This is a genomic window from Mycobacterium sp. FW102-FHT13B02, assembly GCF_058790275.1.
Genome location: NZ_JBYTCM010000025.1, coordinates 35,038 through 51,506 on the forward strand (window position 1 = coordinate 35,038; position 16,469 = coordinate 51,506).

Annotated in this window: 16 protein-coding genes; 12 read left to right on the forward strand and 4 right to left on the reverse strand. The window is 67.4% G+C overall.

The features are described 5' to 3' along the window. Positions 1-6 precede the first annotated feature (6 nt). From AC3WTE_RS28225 to AC3WTE_RS28235, 3 genes are all read left to right on the forward strand, one after another. Positions 7-1,920, forward strand: a complete 1,914-nt coding sequence (locus AC3WTE_RS28225; RefSeq protein WP_492442842.1) for a glycosyltransferase family 39 protein — start codon at positions 7-9, stop codon at positions 1,918-1,920. Between the two features lie 80 nt (positions 1,921-2,000). After that, positions 2,001-3,233 (forward strand): bifunctional glycosyltransferase family 2/GtrA family protein, encoded by a 1,233-nt coding sequence (locus AC3WTE_RS28230; protein ID WP_492442843.1) that lies wholly within the window; start codon positions 2,001-2,003, stop codon positions 3,231-3,233. Positions 3,234-3,267: 34 nt separating this feature from the next. Then, a complete protein-coding gene (locus AC3WTE_RS28235; protein WP_492442801.1) occupies positions 3,268-5,190 on the forward strand; it encodes an ArnT family glycosyltransferase in 1,923 nt (640 codons plus the stop codon). Positions 5,191-5,281: 91 nt separating this feature from the next. On the opposite strand, the gene AC3WTE_RS28240 is transcribed toward AC3WTE_RS28235, so the two are convergent. Further along, positions 5,282-5,695, reverse strand: coding sequence for a PaaI family thioesterase (locus AC3WTE_RS28240; protein ID WP_492442802.1), 414 nt, complete (start codon positions 5,693-5,695; stop codon positions 5,282-5,284). A gap of 322 nt (positions 5,696-6,017) precedes the next feature. Between AC3WTE_RS28240 and cysD the strand changes: the two genes are divergently transcribed. Genes cysD through AC3WTE_RS28255 form a run of 3 tightly spaced genes read left to right on the forward strand, consistent with a single transcriptional unit; the run spans position 6,018 to position 9,555 of the window. Beyond that, positions 6,018-6,965, forward strand: a complete 948-nt coding sequence (gene cysD, locus AC3WTE_RS28245) for a sulfate adenylyltransferase subunit CysD (protein ID WP_492442803.1) — start codon at positions 6,018-6,020, stop codon at positions 6,963-6,965. Next, the gene (gene cysN, locus AC3WTE_RS28250) at positions 6,965-8,812 is read left to right on the forward strand and encodes a sulfate adenylyltransferase subunit CysN (protein WP_492442804.1); all 1,848 of its coding nucleotides are present in this window, start codon (positions 6,965-6,967) and stop codon (positions 8,810-8,812) included. The genes cysD and cysN overlap by 1 nt, the downstream gene beginning before the upstream one ends. Next, positions 8,809-9,555, forward strand: coding sequence for a 3'(2'),5'-bisphosphate nucleotidase CysQ (locus tag AC3WTE_RS28255; RefSeq protein WP_492442805.1), 747 nt, complete (start codon positions 8,809-8,811; stop codon positions 9,553-9,555). The genes cysN and AC3WTE_RS28255 overlap by 4 nt, the downstream gene beginning before the upstream one ends. 260 nt (positions 9,556-9,815) lie before the next feature. On the opposite strand, the gene AC3WTE_RS28260 is transcribed toward AC3WTE_RS28255, so the two are convergent. Continuing rightward, complete coding sequence (locus AC3WTE_RS28260) at positions 9,816-10,970, reverse strand: hypothetical protein (protein WP_492442806.1); 1,155 nt, start codon at positions 10,968-10,970, stop codon at positions 9,816-9,818. Then, positions 10,963-11,889 (reverse strand): metal-dependent hydrolase, encoded by a 927-nt coding sequence (locus tag AC3WTE_RS28265; protein WP_492442807.1) that lies wholly within the window; start codon positions 11,887-11,889, stop codon positions 10,963-10,965. Before AC3WTE_RS28265 ends, AC3WTE_RS28260 begins: the two co-directional genes overlap by 8 nt. Positions 11,890-11,998: 109 nt before the next feature. Here AC3WTE_RS28265 and AC3WTE_RS28270 point away from each other — a divergent pair, with 109 nt between their 5' ends. The 5 genes from AC3WTE_RS28270 (at position 11,999) to AC3WTE_RS28290 (ending at position 14,890) form a co-directional block, all read left to right on the forward strand. Continuing rightward, positions 11,999-12,619, forward strand: coding sequence for a TetR/AcrR family transcriptional regulator (locus AC3WTE_RS28270; protein ID WP_492442808.1), 621 nt, complete (start codon positions 11,999-12,001; stop codon positions 12,617-12,619). A gap of 45 nt (positions 12,620-12,664) precedes the next feature. Then, a complete protein-coding gene (locus tag AC3WTE_RS28275) occupies positions 12,665-12,952 on the forward strand; it encodes a hypothetical protein (RefSeq protein ID WP_492442809.1) in 288 nt (95 codons plus the stop codon). Positions 12,953-13,005: 53 nt separating this feature from the next. Continuing rightward, a complete protein-coding gene (locus tag AC3WTE_RS28280; protein ID WP_492442810.1) occupies positions 13,006-13,602 on the forward strand; it encodes a cysteine hydrolase family protein in 597 nt (198 codons plus the stop codon). Between the two features lie 27 nt (positions 13,603-13,629). After that, positions 13,630-14,100: an Rrf2 family transcriptional regulator gene (locus AC3WTE_RS28285; RefSeq protein ID WP_492442811.1), complete on the forward strand. Its 471-nt coding sequence runs from the start codon at positions 13,630-13,632 to the stop codon at positions 14,098-14,100. A 286-nt stretch (positions 14,101-14,386) separates the two neighbouring features. Beyond that, the gene (locus AC3WTE_RS28290) at positions 14,387-14,890 is read left to right on the forward strand and encodes a DinB family protein (protein WP_492442812.1); all 504 of its coding nucleotides are present in this window, start codon (positions 14,387-14,389) and stop codon (positions 14,888-14,890) included. Positions 14,891-14,980: 90 nt separating this feature from the next. On the opposite strand, the gene AC3WTE_RS28295 is transcribed toward AC3WTE_RS28290, so the two are convergent. Further along, positions 14,981-15,370: a VOC family protein gene (locus AC3WTE_RS28295; RefSeq protein ID WP_492442813.1), complete on the reverse strand. Its 390-nt coding sequence runs from the start codon at positions 15,368-15,370 to the stop codon at positions 14,981-14,983. Between the two features lie 75 nt (positions 15,371-15,445). Here AC3WTE_RS28295 and AC3WTE_RS28300 point away from each other — a divergent pair, with 75 nt between their 5' ends. Next, on the forward strand, positions 15,446-16,459 hold the full coding sequence (locus tag AC3WTE_RS28300; protein WP_492442814.1) for a nitronate monooxygenase: 1,014 nt from the start codon (positions 15,446-15,448) through the stop codon (positions 16,457-16,459). The last annotated feature ends 10 nt before the right edge of the window (positions 16,460-16,469 follow it).

Sequence of the window (16,469 nt, forward strand, 5' to 3'; positions counted from 1 at the left end):
CGCACAATCAGACCGGTGACCCCCGTATTGCGCCGCCCCGTCCGGGAGTGGCTCCAGCTCGGCGCCCTGCTGGCGGCGACGGCTGTGTTGTACCTGTGGAACCTGTCGGTCAGTGGTTGGGCCAACAGCTTCTATTCAGCGGCGGCACAGGCCGGTGCCAGCGACTGGACCGCGATGTTGTTCGGCGCCAGCGACTCCGGCAATGCCATCACCGTCGACAAGACCCCTGGCGCGCTGTGGGTGATGGACCTCTCGGTGCGGTTTTTCGGGCTCAGCTCATGGAGCATCCTGGTGCCGCAGGCCTTGATGGGAGTGGCCGCGGTGGCGGTGCTCTACGCCGCGGTCCGTCGCGCTGCCGGGCCGGCCGCGGCGCTGCTGGCCGGGGCGGTGTTCGCCCTGACACCGGTTGCCACCTTGATGTTCCGGTTCAACAATCCCGATGCGCTGCTGGTCCTGCTGCTGGTGATGAGCGCCTACTGCGTGCAACGCGCCTGTGAAGAAGACGCGGGCCGTGGCTGGTTGATCGCCGCGGGGGTGGCCGCCGGGTTCGCGTTCCTGGCCAAGATGCTGCAGGCGTTCCTGGTGCTGCCGGCGTTCGCCGCGGCGTACCTGGTGGCCGGGCCGTCGCGGCTGCGTACGCGGTGGTGGCGGCTGCTCGGCGCCGCGGCGGCAATGGTCATCTCGGGCGGTTGGTACCTGTTGCTTGTCGAGCTGTGGCCATCTTCGGCGCGGCCGTATGTCGGTGGATCGCAACATGATTCGATCATCGAACTGGCTCTGGGCTACAACGGCGTGGGTCGATTGAACGGCAACGAGCCCGGGGGCCTCGGCAATCCGAATTTCGACGCCGGCTGGAACCGGCTCTTGGGCGCCAGCATGGGAACCTATGCGGGATGGCTGGTGCCTGCGGCCCTGATCTGCCTGGTTGCGGGGCTGTGGCTGACCCGCCGGGCACCGCGCACCGACACGACGCGGGCGGCCCTGATCATCTGGGGCGGGTGGCTGGTTTTCACCGCTGCCGTGTTCAGCTTCGCCAACGGCATCGTGCACCCGTACTACACCGTTGCGCTGGCGCCGGCCATCGGCGCGTGCCTCGGCATCGGCTCGGTCCTGATGTGGCGCAACCGCACGGCGATACCGGCACGGCTCGCCATGGCGGGCGCAGTGGTCGCCACCGTGGCAGTGGTCGAGATACTGCTGAGCCGCGGCGGCAGCCTGAACTGGCTGCGAGTGGTGGTACCGACCATCGGTGCCGTCGCTGTGGCGCTGTTACTGGTGCCGCCGCGATTCCGCCCGGCGCGGTTTGCCGCCGTGGTGGCGGTGGCGGCCTGCCTGGCCGCGCCGGCGGTGTATTCGGTAGCCACTGCCGGGGCTTCGCACACCGGGGCGATGCCGTCGGTGGGACCGGCGGGCGGCCACGGAAACTGGGGGCCGCCTCCCGGACACGGCATGGCCCGGGGACCGGCCGGTGGGCCTGGACACGCGATGGGTGCGCCGCCACAAGGATTCAAGCCGGGCGGCGGGCTCCTCGATTCGCCGGTGCCCGGGGCAGCCCTGACCACACTGCTGGGCACCGATGCCGCGAAGTATCGGTGGGCGGCCGCCGTCGTCGGCTCCAACAACGCCGCGGGCTACCAACTGGCCGCGCGGGCCCCGGTGATGGCCGTCGGCGGCTTCAACGGCACCGATCCGGCGCCGACCCTCGCGCAGTTCCAGCAGTACGTCGCCGCAGGCCAGATTCATTACTTCATCGATGGCGACGTCAAGATGGGCTGGGGCCGCCCGAGACAGGGCAACAGCGGCCAGGAATCCCAGCAGATCGCCACCTGGGTCGGCGAGCATTTCACGGCCACCACGGTCGAGGGCACCGTCGTCTACGACCTGACCCACCCGCCTCAACTCGTCGCGCAAAACACATAGCTTGTCCATAGCTTCACCCCATGGCGGGCTAAAGCTGTGGCCCAAATATTGGTGACATGACAAACGTGCTCGAGAGCGACATGGAGCGCCGCTTCACCACCCGCCAGAACGCGGCGGTTGCTGCTCAGGCGGCCGGTGTTCCGGTCCTGGACGTGGTGGTCCCCGTCTACAACGAGCAGGTTGCCCTGCCCGGCTCGATCCGCCGGCTGCACCGACACCTGGAAGAGCACTTCCCGTACCCGGTGCAGATCACCATCGCCGACAACGCCAGCATCGACGACACCCCGCAGGTCGCGGCCGAACTGGCCGCCGAATTCGACAACGTCCGGGTCGTGCGCCTCGAGCTCAAGGGCCGGGGCCGGGCGCTGCACGAGGTGTGGTCGCACTCTCCGTCGCCGGTGCTGGTCTACATGGACGTCGACCTGTCCACCGACCTGGCCGCTCTCGGCCCGCTGGTGGCGCCGTTGATCTCCGGCCACTCGGACCTGGCGATCGGCACCCGGCTGTCCCGGAGCTCCCGGGTCGTGCGCGGACCGAAGCGAGAGTTCATCTCGCGCTGCTACAACCTGATCCTGCGCGGCGCGCTCGCCGCCAAGTTCTCCGACGCCCAGTGCGGCTTCAAGGCCATCCGGGCCGACGTCGCCCAGGCCCTGCTCCCGCTCGTCGAGGACACCGGCTGGTTCTTCGACACCGAACTGCTGGTGCTGGCCGAGCGCACCGGGCTGCGCATCCACGAGGTCCCGGTGGACTGGGTCGACGACCCCGACAGCCGGGTAGACATCATCGCCACCGCCACGGCCGACCTCAAAGGCGTCGGTCGCCTGCTGCGCGGCTTCGCCAACGGTTCCATCCCGGTGAACACCATTGCCGCCCAATTGGGTTCGTCCCCCCGATCCGGGGCGCCCCGCTCGCTGCTGCGTCAGGTCGTCCGGTTCGGCACCATCGGCGTCGCATCCACCCTGGCCTACCTGTTGCTGTTCATGATGATGCACGCGCCGCTCGGTGCGCAGACGGCCAATCTTGTCGCGCTCCTGCTCACCGCGGTGGTCAACACCGCGGCCAACCGGCGCTTCACCTTCGGCGTCAGCGGCGGCGGTGCCGTCAGTGCGACACGGCACCAGTTCGAAGGTCTGATCGTCTTCGGCATCGCGTTGGCGATCACCAGTGGCGCGCTCGCCGGACTACACGTGTTCGTGCCCCATGCCCATCACCTGGTCGAGCTGAGCGTGCTGGTGGCCGCCAACCTGCTCGCGACCGCGGTCCGATTCGTGTTGCTGCGTGGCTGGGTGTTCCACCCCAAGCGCGCGAATTGACCTGCACCACAACTGCTTCCGAGGAGACCCGCTCGTGATCGCCACTGCGCCACCTGTCGCTCATTTGCCGAAACCCCGCCGCGGCACGGCAATCTGGACTCGCCCGGTATGGGAACGATCCGCGCTGTTGACGCTGCTGGCCGGGACTGCGGTGCTGTACCTGTGGGCGCTCGGCTCGTCGGGTTGGGCCAACTCCTACTACGCCGCCGCGGCGCAGGCCGGAACCCAGAACTGGGAAGCGCTGCTGTTCGGGTCTTTTGACGCGGGCAACGCCATCACGGTCGACAAGCCTCCGGCCGCGCTGTGGCTGATGGGCCTGTCGGGCCGGGTGTTCGGATTCAGTGCATTCAGCATGCTGCTGCCGCAGGCCCTCATGGGTGTGGCCGCGGTCGGCATGCTCTACGCGACGGTCCGGCGCACCAGCGGCGCGGCCGCCGGACTGCTGGCCGGCCTGGTGCTGGCCGTGACTCCCGTTGCGGCCCTGATGTTCCGGTTCAACAACCCCGACGCACTGCTCGTGCTGCTGCTGATCACGGCGGCCTATTGCACGGTGCGGGCCATCCAGTCCACAGCGTTCGCCACGTCGGCCCGGTGGATGGCGCTGACGGGAGCCATCGTCGGCTTCGCCTTCCTGACCAAGATGCTGCAAGCGTTCCTGCCGGTACCGGGACTGGCCCTGGCGTTCCTGATCGCCGCGCCGTTCGGGCTCTGGCGCCGGGTCACGGCGCTGCTGATGGCGGGTGCGGCCCTGGTGGTTTCGGCGGGCTGGTACCTGGCGCTGGTCAGCCTCTGGCCCGCCGACTCCCGTCCATACATTGCCGGGTCCACCGACAACAGCCTGCTGCAGCTGGCCTTGGGCTACAACGGCGTCGAGCGGATCACCGGCGGTGACCGTCCCAGCGGCGGCCCCGGTCCCGGCGGTGGAATGCGGGACAACTTGTTCTTCGGCGGGCACGCCGGCATCACCCGGCTGTTCGGCCCGTCGATGGGCGTCGAGGTGTCGTGGTTGCTGCCCGTGGCGTTGATCGGCCTGGTGCTGCTGCTGTGGGCGAGTGTCAGCGCTCCGCGCGCAGGCGGGCCTGGTGCGCCGCGTCCTAACCTAATTCGCGCTGGTGTGCTGCTTTGGGGCGGTTGGCTTTTGGTGACGGGCGCGGTGTTCAGCTTCATGGACGGCACGGTGCACCCGTACTACAACGTCGCCTTGGCGCCGGCGGTGGCCGCACTGGCGGGCATGACGGTCGCGCACCTGTGGCAGCGCCGGGACAAGCTGCCGGCCCGTCTGCTGCTCGCGGTGCTGCTCGTCGTCTCGGCCGGCTGGGCATTTGCGCTGCTGTCCCGTACCCCGCACTGGATGCCCGCGCTGCGCTGGTGCATCGCGGTGGTGGCGGTCCTGTCGGCGGTGGCCATCGTGGTGGCGGGGCAGCGTTCCGGACGGCTGGTGGCCGTCATCGCCGGCGTCGCGATCGTCGCCGGCCTGGCCGGTTCGGCCTCATTCGCCGTGTACAACGTGGCGCAAGGCCACAGCAGTGGTCCCGGGTCGATGTCCGGCCCGCCGCGCCCTGGCGGTGACTCGTGGCCGGGCGGCGGGCCCGGCGGGCCGGGCCGTAGTGGGCCGAACGCCGAACTCGAGAACCTGATCCGCGGCACCAACAACCGGTGGGCCGCCGCGACGGTCGGCTCCTTCCAGGCCGGAGATCTGGAATTGAGCACCGGCAAGTCGTTGATGGCGATCGGTGGCTTCTCCGGTGGTGACAACTCACCGACCTTGGCGCAGTTCCGCCAGTATGTCGAGGACGGCCAGATTCACTACTTCATCGCCGGCGATCACAAGCGCGGCCCGGGGCCGGGTGGCCGCGAACGGGGGAGTGCCGCAGAGATCACCGCATGGGTGACGGGGCACTTCGCCAAGCTCGATGTCGGCGGCGCCACGGTGTATGACCTGGAAGCACCCCACTGAGTTCTGCACGCGTCTACGCCTCGGATTGCAGCCACATGCTGACTGCGATCCGAGGCATAACGTTGCGTCCGCCTGAATCCGGCGTCTGCGCTCACCCGATCTTGTAGGTACCGACGGCCTTGGCCACCGGGTCGCCGCCCGGAGTCGTGATCTCGACTTCGCAGTGCACCAACGACTTTCCGCGGTGCAGGACGCGTCCGACAGCGATCAGGTCGGTCGACCGGGCCGGTGCCAGGTACTGAACCGACATCGAGATCGTCACACCGCGAAGCGATTCCGGTGCCAGTTCGGTCGACCACGCCGCAGCCATCACGGTGACGTCCGCCAGCGCCGCGATCGCGCCGCCGTGCACCATGTCGCCGAGCGTGGTGTTGGACGGGTCCCACGGCATCCGCAACCGCACCTCGGGGGCGTCGAGCGCTTCGACGACGATGCCGAGTTTGGCGACCAGCGGTGACTGCGGAATGAACTGCGCCATGACCTCGGCGCCGGTGTGCGGACTCATGACACCGAAGTGTGCGCGCGGCGCGTAGTCGATTCAATTACCTGGCAGGTAGTGATGCCTACCTGGCCCGAAGCGAGGGGTGGTCAGGTTGTCTCGTTCGCCGCGTATCAATCGACCGCCGGCCGAGGCACCAGTGCATCCGGAAAAGCTGTCAGGTTGGTCGCGGGCGCGCGCGTCAGCGGAGCCGGGAAATCGTTGGCCGCGGCGGAGTGTTGCTCCAGCTGATCTGGGAGATCGCAAACGTTGACACTGCACCACTGGCCACGTAAATTCTGACCATGGTTCTTATCTTGACCAGTTCTACCAACTTTACGGGGAAACGATGACCGTCACTCCCGACGCCGCCGAGGCGTCCAAGGTGGACCAGCGGGCCGCCAAATACGAATTGAGCCATCTGCGATCGCTGGAGGCCGAGGCCATCCACATCATCCGCGAGGTCGCCGCGGAGTTCGAGCGGCCGGTGCTGCTGTTCTCCGGTGGCAAGGACTCGATCGTGATGCTGCACCTGGCCATCAAGGCGTTCGCGCCGGGCCGACTGCCCTTCCCCGTCATGCACGTGGACACGGGCCACAACTTCGAAGAGGTCATCGCCACCCGCGACGCCCTGGTCGAGAAGTACAACCTGCGCCTGGTCGTGGCCAGCGTGCAGGAAGACATCGACGCCGGCCGCGTCGTCGACAACGGCCCGTCGCGTAACCCGCTGCAGACCGTGTCGCTGCTGCGCGGCATCCGCGAGAACAAGTTCGATGCCGCCTTCGGTGGCGCCCGCCGCGACGAGGAGAAGGCCCGCGCCAAGGAGCGCGTCTTCAGCTTCCGGGACGAGTTCGGCCAGTGGGACCCCAAGAACCAGCGCCCCGAGCTGTGGAACCTGTACAACGGGCGGCACCGCAAGGGCGAGCACATTCGCGTCTTCCCGCTGTCGAACTGGACCGAGTACGACATCTGGGCCTACATCGGCGCCGAGGAGATCGCGCTGCCGAGCATCTACTACGCGCACGAGCGTCAGGTCTTCGAGCGCGACGGCATGCTGCTGGCGGTGCACGAATACCTGAAGCCCCGCGAGGACGAGCCGGTGATCACCAAGACCGTGCGCTTCCGCACCGTCGGCGACGTCACCTGCACCGGCTGCGTCGAGTCGGAGGCTTCGACTGTCGAAGAAGTCATCGCCGAGACCGCGGTGTCCCGACTGACCGAGCGCGGCGCGACCCGCGCAGACGACCGGATTTCTGAGGCCGGCATGGAAGACCGTAAGCGAGAGGGTTACTTCTGATGGCAACGTTGCTTCGCATCGCCACTGCCGGTTCGGTGGACGACGGTAAGTCCACGCTGATCGGCCGGCTGCTCTATGACAGCAAGGCCGTCATGGAAGACCAGCTGGCTGCCGTCGAGCGCACCTCCAAGGAGCGTGGCCACGGATACACCGACCTCGCACTGGTCACCGACGGCCTGCGCGCCGAGCGGGAACAGGGCATCACCATCGATGTCGCCTACCGCTACTTCGCCACGGCCAAACGGAAATTCATCATCGCCGATACCCCGGGGCACATCCAGTACACCCGGAACATGGTCACCGGTACCTCGACGGCGCAGCTGGCCATCGTGCTGGTCGACGCCCGTCACGGCCTGCTCGAGCAGTCGCGCCGGCACGCGTTCCTGGCCTCGCTGCTCGGTATCCAGCACATTGTGCTGGCAGTCAACAAGATGGACCTGATCGATTGGGACCAAAAGCAATTCGAGACTATCCGCGATGATTTTCATGAGTTCGCGGCACGCCTGGACATCCAGGACGTCACCACCATCCCGCTGTCGGCGCTGACCGGCGACAACGTGGTGACCAAGTCGGACAAGACCCCGTGGTACGAAGGTCCGTCGCTGCTGAGCCACCTCGAAGAGGTGTACATCGCCGGTGACCGCAACCTCAAGGATGCCCGCTTCCCGGTGCAGTACGTCATCCGGCCGCAGACCCACGAGCACGCCGACCACCGCAGCTACGCGGGCACCATCGCCAGTGGCGTCATGCGTCCCGGCGACGAAATCGTCGTTCTCCCAGCGGGAAAGACCAGCACCATCACCGCGATCGATGGCCCCACCGGTCCGCTCGACGAGGCGTTCGCGCCCATGGCGGTGTCGGTCCACCTGGCCGATGACATCGACATCTCGCGTGGCGACATGATCGCCCGGGTGCACAACCAGCCGTACACGACGCAGGAATTCGACGCCACGGTCTGCTGGATGTCCGACGACGCGGCGCTCGAGCCGGGCCGGGACTACCTCATCAAGCACACCACCCGGACCACGCGGGCCCGGGTCGTGGACCTGGACTACCGACTGGACGTCAACACCTTGCACCGCGACAAGAGTGCAACGGCGTTGAAGCTCAACGAACTCGGCCGCGTCACGTTGCGCACGCAGCAGCCGCTGCTGCTCGACGAGTACTCGCGCAATGCGGTGACCGGATCGTTCATCCTGATCGACCCGGACACCAACGGCACGGTCGCCGCAGGCATGGTGCGCGACACCACCCCGGCCGCGAGCCGGTCCGCGAGCCCGAATGCGGTGCGGCACGCCAACCTCGTCACGGCGCAGGACCGGCTGTCCAAGGGCAGCACGGTGTGGTTCACCGGTCTGTCCGGCTCGGGCAAGTCGTCGGTGGCCATGCTGGTCGAGCGCAAACTGCTCGAATTGGGCCGTCCCGCATACGTTCTCGATGGCGACAACCTGCGCCACGGGCTGAACTCCGACCTGGGCTTCTCCATGGCCGACCGCTCGGAGAACCTGCGCCGGCTGGCCCACATCGCCACGCTGCTGGCCGATTCCGGTCAGATCGTGCTGGTGCCGGCCATCAGCCCGCTGGAAGAACACCGTGAGCTGGCGCGAAAGGTCCACACCGACCAGGGATTCGAGTTCTTCGAGGTGTTCATGGACACCCCGTTGGCCGACTGCGAGGCCCGCGACCCCAAGGGGCTGTACGCCAAGGCGCGGGCCGGTGAGATCACGCACTTCACCGGCATCGACAGCCCCTACCAGCGGCCGAAGAACCCGGACCTGAAGCTGTCGCCGGACGATCTGGACGCCCAGGCGCAGCGTGTGGTCGACATGCTGGTGGCGGCTCGATGATCGATCACGACGTCGCAGAGCGACTGGCCACCCGTGCCGGTGACCTGCTGCTGGACGTGCGGGCCGAGTACGCCGACGCCGACGCCGCGGAGCGGAAAGCGGCAGGGGACAAGCGTTCTCACGAGTTCCTGATGACGGAGCTGGCGCGGCTGCGCCCCGGCGACGCGGTGCTCTCCGAGGAAGCGACGGAGGAAGAGCGGGCCGACAACGCCCGGTTGACGTCCGACCGGGTGTGGATCATCGATCCGCTCGACGGCACGCGCGAGTTCTCTGAGCTGGACCGGGACGACTGGGCCGTGCACGTGGCGCTGTGGGAGTCCGGCGAGTTGGTCGCCGGCGCCGTGGCGCTGCCCGCACAGAACACCACGCTGCACACGCCCGAGGTGGCCGCCCCCAGCGCGGTCGACGGTCCGCCGCGGATCGTGGTGTCGCGCACCCGTCCGCCGGCCATCGCCCTCACGGTGCGGGACGCGCTCGGCGGGGTTCTGGTCGAGATGGGTTCGGCCGGAGCCAAAGTCGCGGCCGTGATCCAGGGCCGGGCCGACGTGTACGTCCACGCCGGTGGGCAGTACGAGTGGGACTCCGCCGCGCCCGTCGCGGTGGCCCGGGCGGCCGGACTGCACACCTCGCGCATCGACGGCTCGCCGCTGGTCTACAACCGCGAAGACCCGAAGTTGCCCGACCTGATCGTGTGCCGGCCGGAACTGGCCGAGCGGGTACTGGCGGTCACTGCCGCGCAGTAGCCGCCGCAACATCGACGAAATGGCTGTGGAAACGTCTGGTTTCCACAGCCATTTCGGCTATTTCGGACGGCTTCGCGTTGAGCGCTGGAAGAGGTGGAAAAGACCTGAGTGCAATCGAAGTGGCGACTGCCCATGGTTTTTGCACTCAGGGACTTCGGGCGGCCCGGAAAAGTACCTGGCTTCAACGACGATGGTCGAAATGCGTCGTGGTTGAAGCCATGGATTGGTCTCGTGGGAGGGCCTGATCTGGGCGCCTACGACTACGCCGACGCGGTAACCGGCAGCGGCGCATTCGATTTGGCGGGCGCGGCCGTGCGTGCCGCGGCGATGCACATGACCGCGATCGCGAAGCACACGGCGGTGTACCACAGGCTGCCGATCGGATCGCCATGTGCGGTAACGCCGTTGACCGCGCCGAAGTAGGCGGGCAGCGCGCTGAGCCACAGGATCGCCATGACGACCAGGTAGGCGACGGCGTATCCGACCAACCACGGCGGGCTCGCATAGCGTGGCTCAGTCGGGCTGGCCACGGTGCTGCGCAGCCGGCGCCACTGCGAGACCAGCGCCCAGACCGCCACGGCGCAGACAGCCGCCAGTTCGGCCGCATAGGCAATGCCGCCCGCGGTGCTGCTGCCGGTCACACCGCCGATCACGGTTGCGGGCAGCGGCAGGATTGCGGTGCCCAACGAAGCCAACACCCCGGCGACCACAGTGCGCCAAACGATTTGGACACCGGTGAAGCGGCGGCCTCGATCAGCGTGCCGGCCCACGAAGAACTGCACGCACAGCGCCAGCGACATCGGCCACAGCGCGGCGAAGACCACCACACTGGGCAGTGGCACGGAGTCGAACATCGGCTGGTTCATCGGGTTGTGCACCGACCATTCCCACCACCGCAGCTGCGGGCCCAGATGGTCGAAGATCTCGTAGAACGCATGGTGGACGAAGCCCACGCACACGGCACCGATCAGGGTGCCGTAGCGCCGGAAAACCCCTAGGCTGCGGACGATTTCGAACGCGACGGTCGCCATCATCGGATAGATCGCCACGATGTACAGCGGCAGCCGGCCCCAGAGGAAGTCCACCGTGAACACGTTGTGCGCGAACATGGTGTCGACCCGGTCGGCGATGCCGAAGGCCGCCGGGAAGTACAGCGGCGGTTCGATGATCAGCAGATAGGCCACCGCGCCGAACCACAGGGCGATATTCGTGGCGTCACCGTGGCGCCGGAGGCGGATGATCGCGTAGACGAGGGTCAGTACCGCACCGGTGATCACCGTCAGCTCGAGGACCGGCAGGGTCCAGTTCTCCAGCTGCAGGGGATTGCGGACCTCGACCAGGTTGCCGGCCGTCTTACAGGAAAACCCAAGCCGCCCAGCTAGATCAGCGAATGTCGGCGAACAAAGATCAGACATTGGCGGCCTGCTTTCCGGCGGTGTACCAGTGCGTGACGTCGTAGCCGGCGTCGTAGCGCTCGAACCATTCGGCCGCCAGCGCGGGCAGCTTCTCGTGCTCCGGGTTGTGGCCCGGGATCTGGCTGCGGACGATGCCGGACAGCGCCGCCAATTGCTCGCGGACCGGGAGGTCGTGGAACGCGCTGGTGAACGGTCCGAAGTCAGGGATCCGGCCCAGCCGCTTCAGGATCGTGTTCTTCCGGCGTTCGAGCGCGAACGCCGACAGTGCGTCGACCTTGCGGACTTCCAGCGGCAGATGCTTGTTGAACCCGTCGCACGCCATCCGTACGCAGTCCATCACGTGCTTGAAGATCGACGGTGCCACCCGCATGCGGTACCACGGATCGTCGACCAGGCCGTTGTAGATGATCAGCGCCGAGCTGCGGTGTTCGACCTCTTCGACGAAGTGCCACAGGAACAGTGACGCGACGCGGTCGTCGCCCGGGGCGAACAACGTGTCGTCATGGTCGAGCATCAACTTGAAGACGGGCGTGAACGTCGCCTCCAGATCGGCGGTGTAGGCCAGCCGGTACTTGAGGGGCTTGTTGGCGACGAGGTCGTCGAACGCGGCGATCACGTCGTCGAGCGTCTCTTTGAGCGCCGGGTGGGCTTTGATGAGCCCTCGGGCATGTGCCCGGTGGGCCATCGAATGCTGGCCCTCCTGCCGGACGAAAGCATCGGCTTCTTCGGCGATCACAGGGTCGGTCAGTAGCGGCTTGGCCTCGGCCATGGTGCTGACGATCATCTTCTCGAACGCAATTGCCAAGAAGGACACCGCATTTGCCATCGCCGAGAAGGCGGGGTTGGTCTCGTTCCAGAGGAACGGCACGGGGTGGTCCGCGAAAGCGAACCGCATCTTGCGGACCTGGAGGTCAGTCATCGGGCACCTCGATCAGTAATCATACAAACAATGTCTTCGGTGTATGGTTACAGTGCGTGAGCGCATCCGTCAATGCCCGCGGCGGCCTCCGGCGTGTACCGTCCGGCGAATGGCACGCAAACGTCGCGGTTGGGGTGGGGAGCCGCCCGCCGATGACGACGAGGCGACCCGGCGCATCGTCGCCGCTGCCGTCGAACTGCTGTCCAGTACGGGGACCGCGATCACCATCGCCGACGTCGCCGAATCGCTCGGCGTCATCCGGCAGACGGTGTACCGCTACTTCCCGACCGCCGACGACCTGATGCGGGCAGCCGCCATCGCCTCGGTCGACGGATTTCTGGACCAGCTCAGCGAGCACGTGCGCGGGATCCACAATCCGGCCGACGCGATGACGGAAGGTGTGCTCTACACGCTCGATGCGGTGACCCGGACGCCACACCTCGGCATCCTGATGTCGGCGCCGTACGTCAGCGCGCACAGCAGTGACATGGCCTCGGCCGAGGCGCAGGACTTCGGCATGCAGATGATCACCCGGTTCGACGTCGACTGGGCGAGTTATGGATACGACGACACGGCGCTGCGCGAGCTTGTCGAATTCACGCTGCGCATCATGCTGTCCTACTTCCTTGCGCCGGCCGGCGACGGACGCACCCCCGCTGAGTTGAGGGCCTTCGTCAGGCGCTGGCTGGGCGCGGCGATCCTCGGCCAGCGGTCCGCCGGGGCCGGCTGAGCCAGCGGTGGCGATAACGCCCGGTCAGGGCTACTTTGGGATCGCATGAGCACATTTCTGTCCACTCGGAGGTTGATGGTCGCGGCCGGCGGTGCCGCTCTCGTTGCGATGGGCGTGCTCACCGCGGGCTGCAGCAACAACGGCGGGCAGTCGCCGTCCACGACGACAACGACGACCACAACGGCCACGACGACATCGCCGTCTTCGTCGGTGGTGCCGACCGAGAAGAGCATCAGCCCCACCGGAGGCAATCTGTTCAGCCCGGGCGTCACCGCACCGGGGGCGCAGAACGTGGCACCCGGTCTGCATCCGGGCCTCAACGGCAACAACTGAGCGCAGACGAAAATCGGCTCCTGGAAACATCTTTGAGCAACTAGGCTAACCGGATGACTCGCCCCACCCTGCGTGAATTGTCCAGCCTGCCTGTCGAACCCGTCCGTCTCGCGGACTCGGCCCTGGTGCTGATCGACTGCCAGAACACCTACACACAAGGGGTGATGGAACTCGAGGGCGTGCGGGCCGCACTCGATGAGACCGCCGTGTTGCTCGACCGCGCCCGCACCGCCGGTATTCCCGTCATCCACATTCAACACGACGACGGGCCGGGCTCGCTCTACGACATCGGCGCGGACATCGGCGCGATCGTCGACCGGGTGGCTCCGCGCGGCGACGAACCGGTGATCGTCAAGCAGTTCCCGAACTCGTTCGTGCAGACCGACCTCGACGCGCGGCTCAAGGCGCTGGGTGCCTCGAACCTGGTGCTCGCCGGCTTCATGACGCACATGTGCGTGAACTCCACCGCTCGTGGCGCGTTCAGTCTCGGGTACGCCCCGACCGTCGTGGCCGCGGCGACCGCGACCCGGACCCTGGCCGGCCCAGACGGGCAGGCGGTGCCGGCTGCGGCGCTGCAGGCGGCGAGCCTGGCCGGCCTCGCCGATCTGGTGGCGGTGGTGGCTGCCGACGCCGCGACTATTCCGGACTAATCCGACCCGGAATGGCATGATTGGCTGATGCGGATGTCAGCCAAGGCGGAGTACGCCGTCCGCGCCATGGTCGAACTGGCCGCCGCCGAGGCTGGTGTGCTGGTCAAAACCGAGGACCTGGCCAAGGCGCAGGGCATCCCCGCGCAGTTTCTGGTCGATATCCTGACCAACCTGCGCACCGATCGGCTGGTGCGCAGCCATCGCGGCCGTGACGGTGGATACGAACTGGCCCGTGCGGCGGAGGACATCAGCATTGCCGACGTCCTGCGCTGCATCGACGGTCCGCTGGCCAGCGTCCGGGACATGGGGTTGGGCGACCTGCCGTACTCCGGACCGACGGCCGCGCTCACCGATGTGTGGCGGGCCCTGCGCGCCAGCATGCGCTCGGTGCTCGAGCAGACCAGCCTGGCCGACGTCGCCTCCGGCAAGCTGCCCGACCACGTCAGCGCCTTGGCGGGGGACTACCGGACACAGGAAGCGCGCCGCGGCCACGGTTAGCTGACTTCCGTCGATCTACGCGCGACGGCCTGGTAGCCTCGGACGCAACGCCGGCCCGGGCCGGCCTTCGTCCCGTAGATCAGCCGCGTAGGCCGTTGCCTGAATCGCCGGCCACCAGATTTGTTTGTGCGGCTCCGCACGTCCAACGCACCTCGCCGCAAGTGTCCTCGCCTGCCACCTTCAGGGCTGAAGGTCGTCGACCAACGCGAAGCGGAATGGTCCGGAACCTGAAATCGCAAGCACAACAGAATATTTCGATATCCACGTCAACAGAATCGAGCCGACAATGACGACATGGTCGATACCGCAAATCACCACCGGGTCTGAACGCCGGTTGCTGGAGAGCACGCTCGACCGCAACCGCGCCGAACTGGTCAACACCGTGCGCGGCCTGCCGGATATCGATGCCCGCCGCCGTCTCGTTGCGTCGATGACCACCCCGATCGGGCTGCTCAAGCACGCGGCGGTCGCTGAGCGAATCTGGTTCCAGCACATCCTCGGCGGAGTGCCCGAGAGCGAATGCGGCGGAGGCACGACGGCGGGTGACGCCAGCTTCATTGTCGACCGCGATGAGACCTTGGCCGACGTGATCGCCGAATTCGAAAGTGCCAGTGCACGTTCCCGCGCAATCGCTGCCCGGTTCGATCTCGACGAAATCAGAACCCACCCCCGCCTCGGCGATGTCAACCTCCGATTCATCTACTTGCTCGCGATCGAGGACTTCGCGCGCCACGCGGGGCACGGCGACATCCTGCGTGAGCAGATCGAACGTTCTCGCGTCGCCGAGTAGTGACGCTGTCGCCGACACCACTGTCATCGTCCTCGACCGACACGGTGGTGACGACCTTCGCTGGCGCCGAGACGCTGGCAGACCGGGTGCTCAGCCGCCCGAGCCGTACGGCTTCGTGATGATCTCCAGGTAATGCCCACTGGGGTCTCGGAAGTAGACGCCTCGGCCGCCGTCGTTGTGGTTGATCTCGCCGGGATGCTGTGCCCGTGGATCGGCCCAATGTTGCAGTCCGCGTCCGACAATGCGGCCGTAGATCGCGGTGAACTCGTCCTCGGAGACCAGGAACGCGTAATGCTGCGGGACGACTGCCATGCCCTCCGGCATCTGGGCGAAATCGAGGCTGACGCCGTGGTTCAGTTCGACGGCCAGGAAGTGCCCGAATTCTTTTGCGGGCGGTAGGCCGAAGAGCTCGGTGAAGAAGGCGGCCGCGGCCGAGCGGTCGGTCGAATGGACGATGGTGTGGTTGAAGGTGATGGCCATGTCTTTCCGTTCTACCCGTTCGGGCGCGCCGCGTCACTGCCGGTGCGCGCGGCATCGGCCTGTCATGATCTAGGCATGGCCTTCGATCTTCGTGAGCTGGCAGTTCCGGTCATCGTCGCGCCCATGGCAGGCGGGCCGACGACGCCTGAGCTGGCTGCGGCCGGCTCCTCGGCCGGTGGTCTGGGATTCGTGGCTGCCGGATACCTGACGGCTCGGGCGCTCGCCGATCGCATCACCGCTGCGCGCGCGCTGACCACCGGTCCGCTCGGCGTGAATCTCTTTGCGTCCCAGCCCAGTACCGCCCAGCCTCGCGAGATCGAGCGCTACGCCGACGACCTCGCCGGGGAGGTTGCGCGGTACGGGGCCGCGCTCGGCGAGCCCACGTTCAACGACGACGATTGGGCCGCCAAGCTCGACGTCGTCGTCGACCTGCGGCCCGAAGTCGTGTCGTTCACCTTCGGCGGCCCCACCGCCGACGAGTGCACGCGATTGCGGCAGGCCGGCATCACGACCGTCGCGACGGTCACCACTGCCGACGAAGCCCGGGTGGCCGTCGCGTCCGGCGTCGATGCCCTCGCCGTCCAGGGACCCGGGGCCGGGGGCCATCGCGGCACCTATGACCCGCTGGCCGCGCCCGCGACTCAGCCGCTCACCGAACTGCTGGCCGACGTGCTTGCCGCCACGGACCTGCCGGTTGTTGCGGCCGGCGGCCTGATGACGGCCGACGATGTGGCCGCGGTGATCGCGGCCGGTGCGGTGGCCGCGCAGCTCGGCACCGCGTTCCTGCTCGCCGACGAGTCGGGCTCCAGCCCGGTGCACCGCGCTGCGCTCGTCGACCCGCGGTTCACCGAAACTGTTGTCACCAAAGCTTTCTCGGGTCGCTACGCGCGAGGGCTGCGGAACAGGTTCATCGAGGAACACGACGAGCAGGCACCGCTGGGGTATCCGGAGGTGCACTACCTGACCAGTCCGGTGCGAAAGGCTGCCGTTGCCGCTGGTGATCCGGACGGAACAAACGTATGGGCGGGCACCGGATTCCGGAAAATCCGGTCGGGGTCGGTAGCCGACATCATGGCCGGGCTCGGATGAGCGTCGTGAA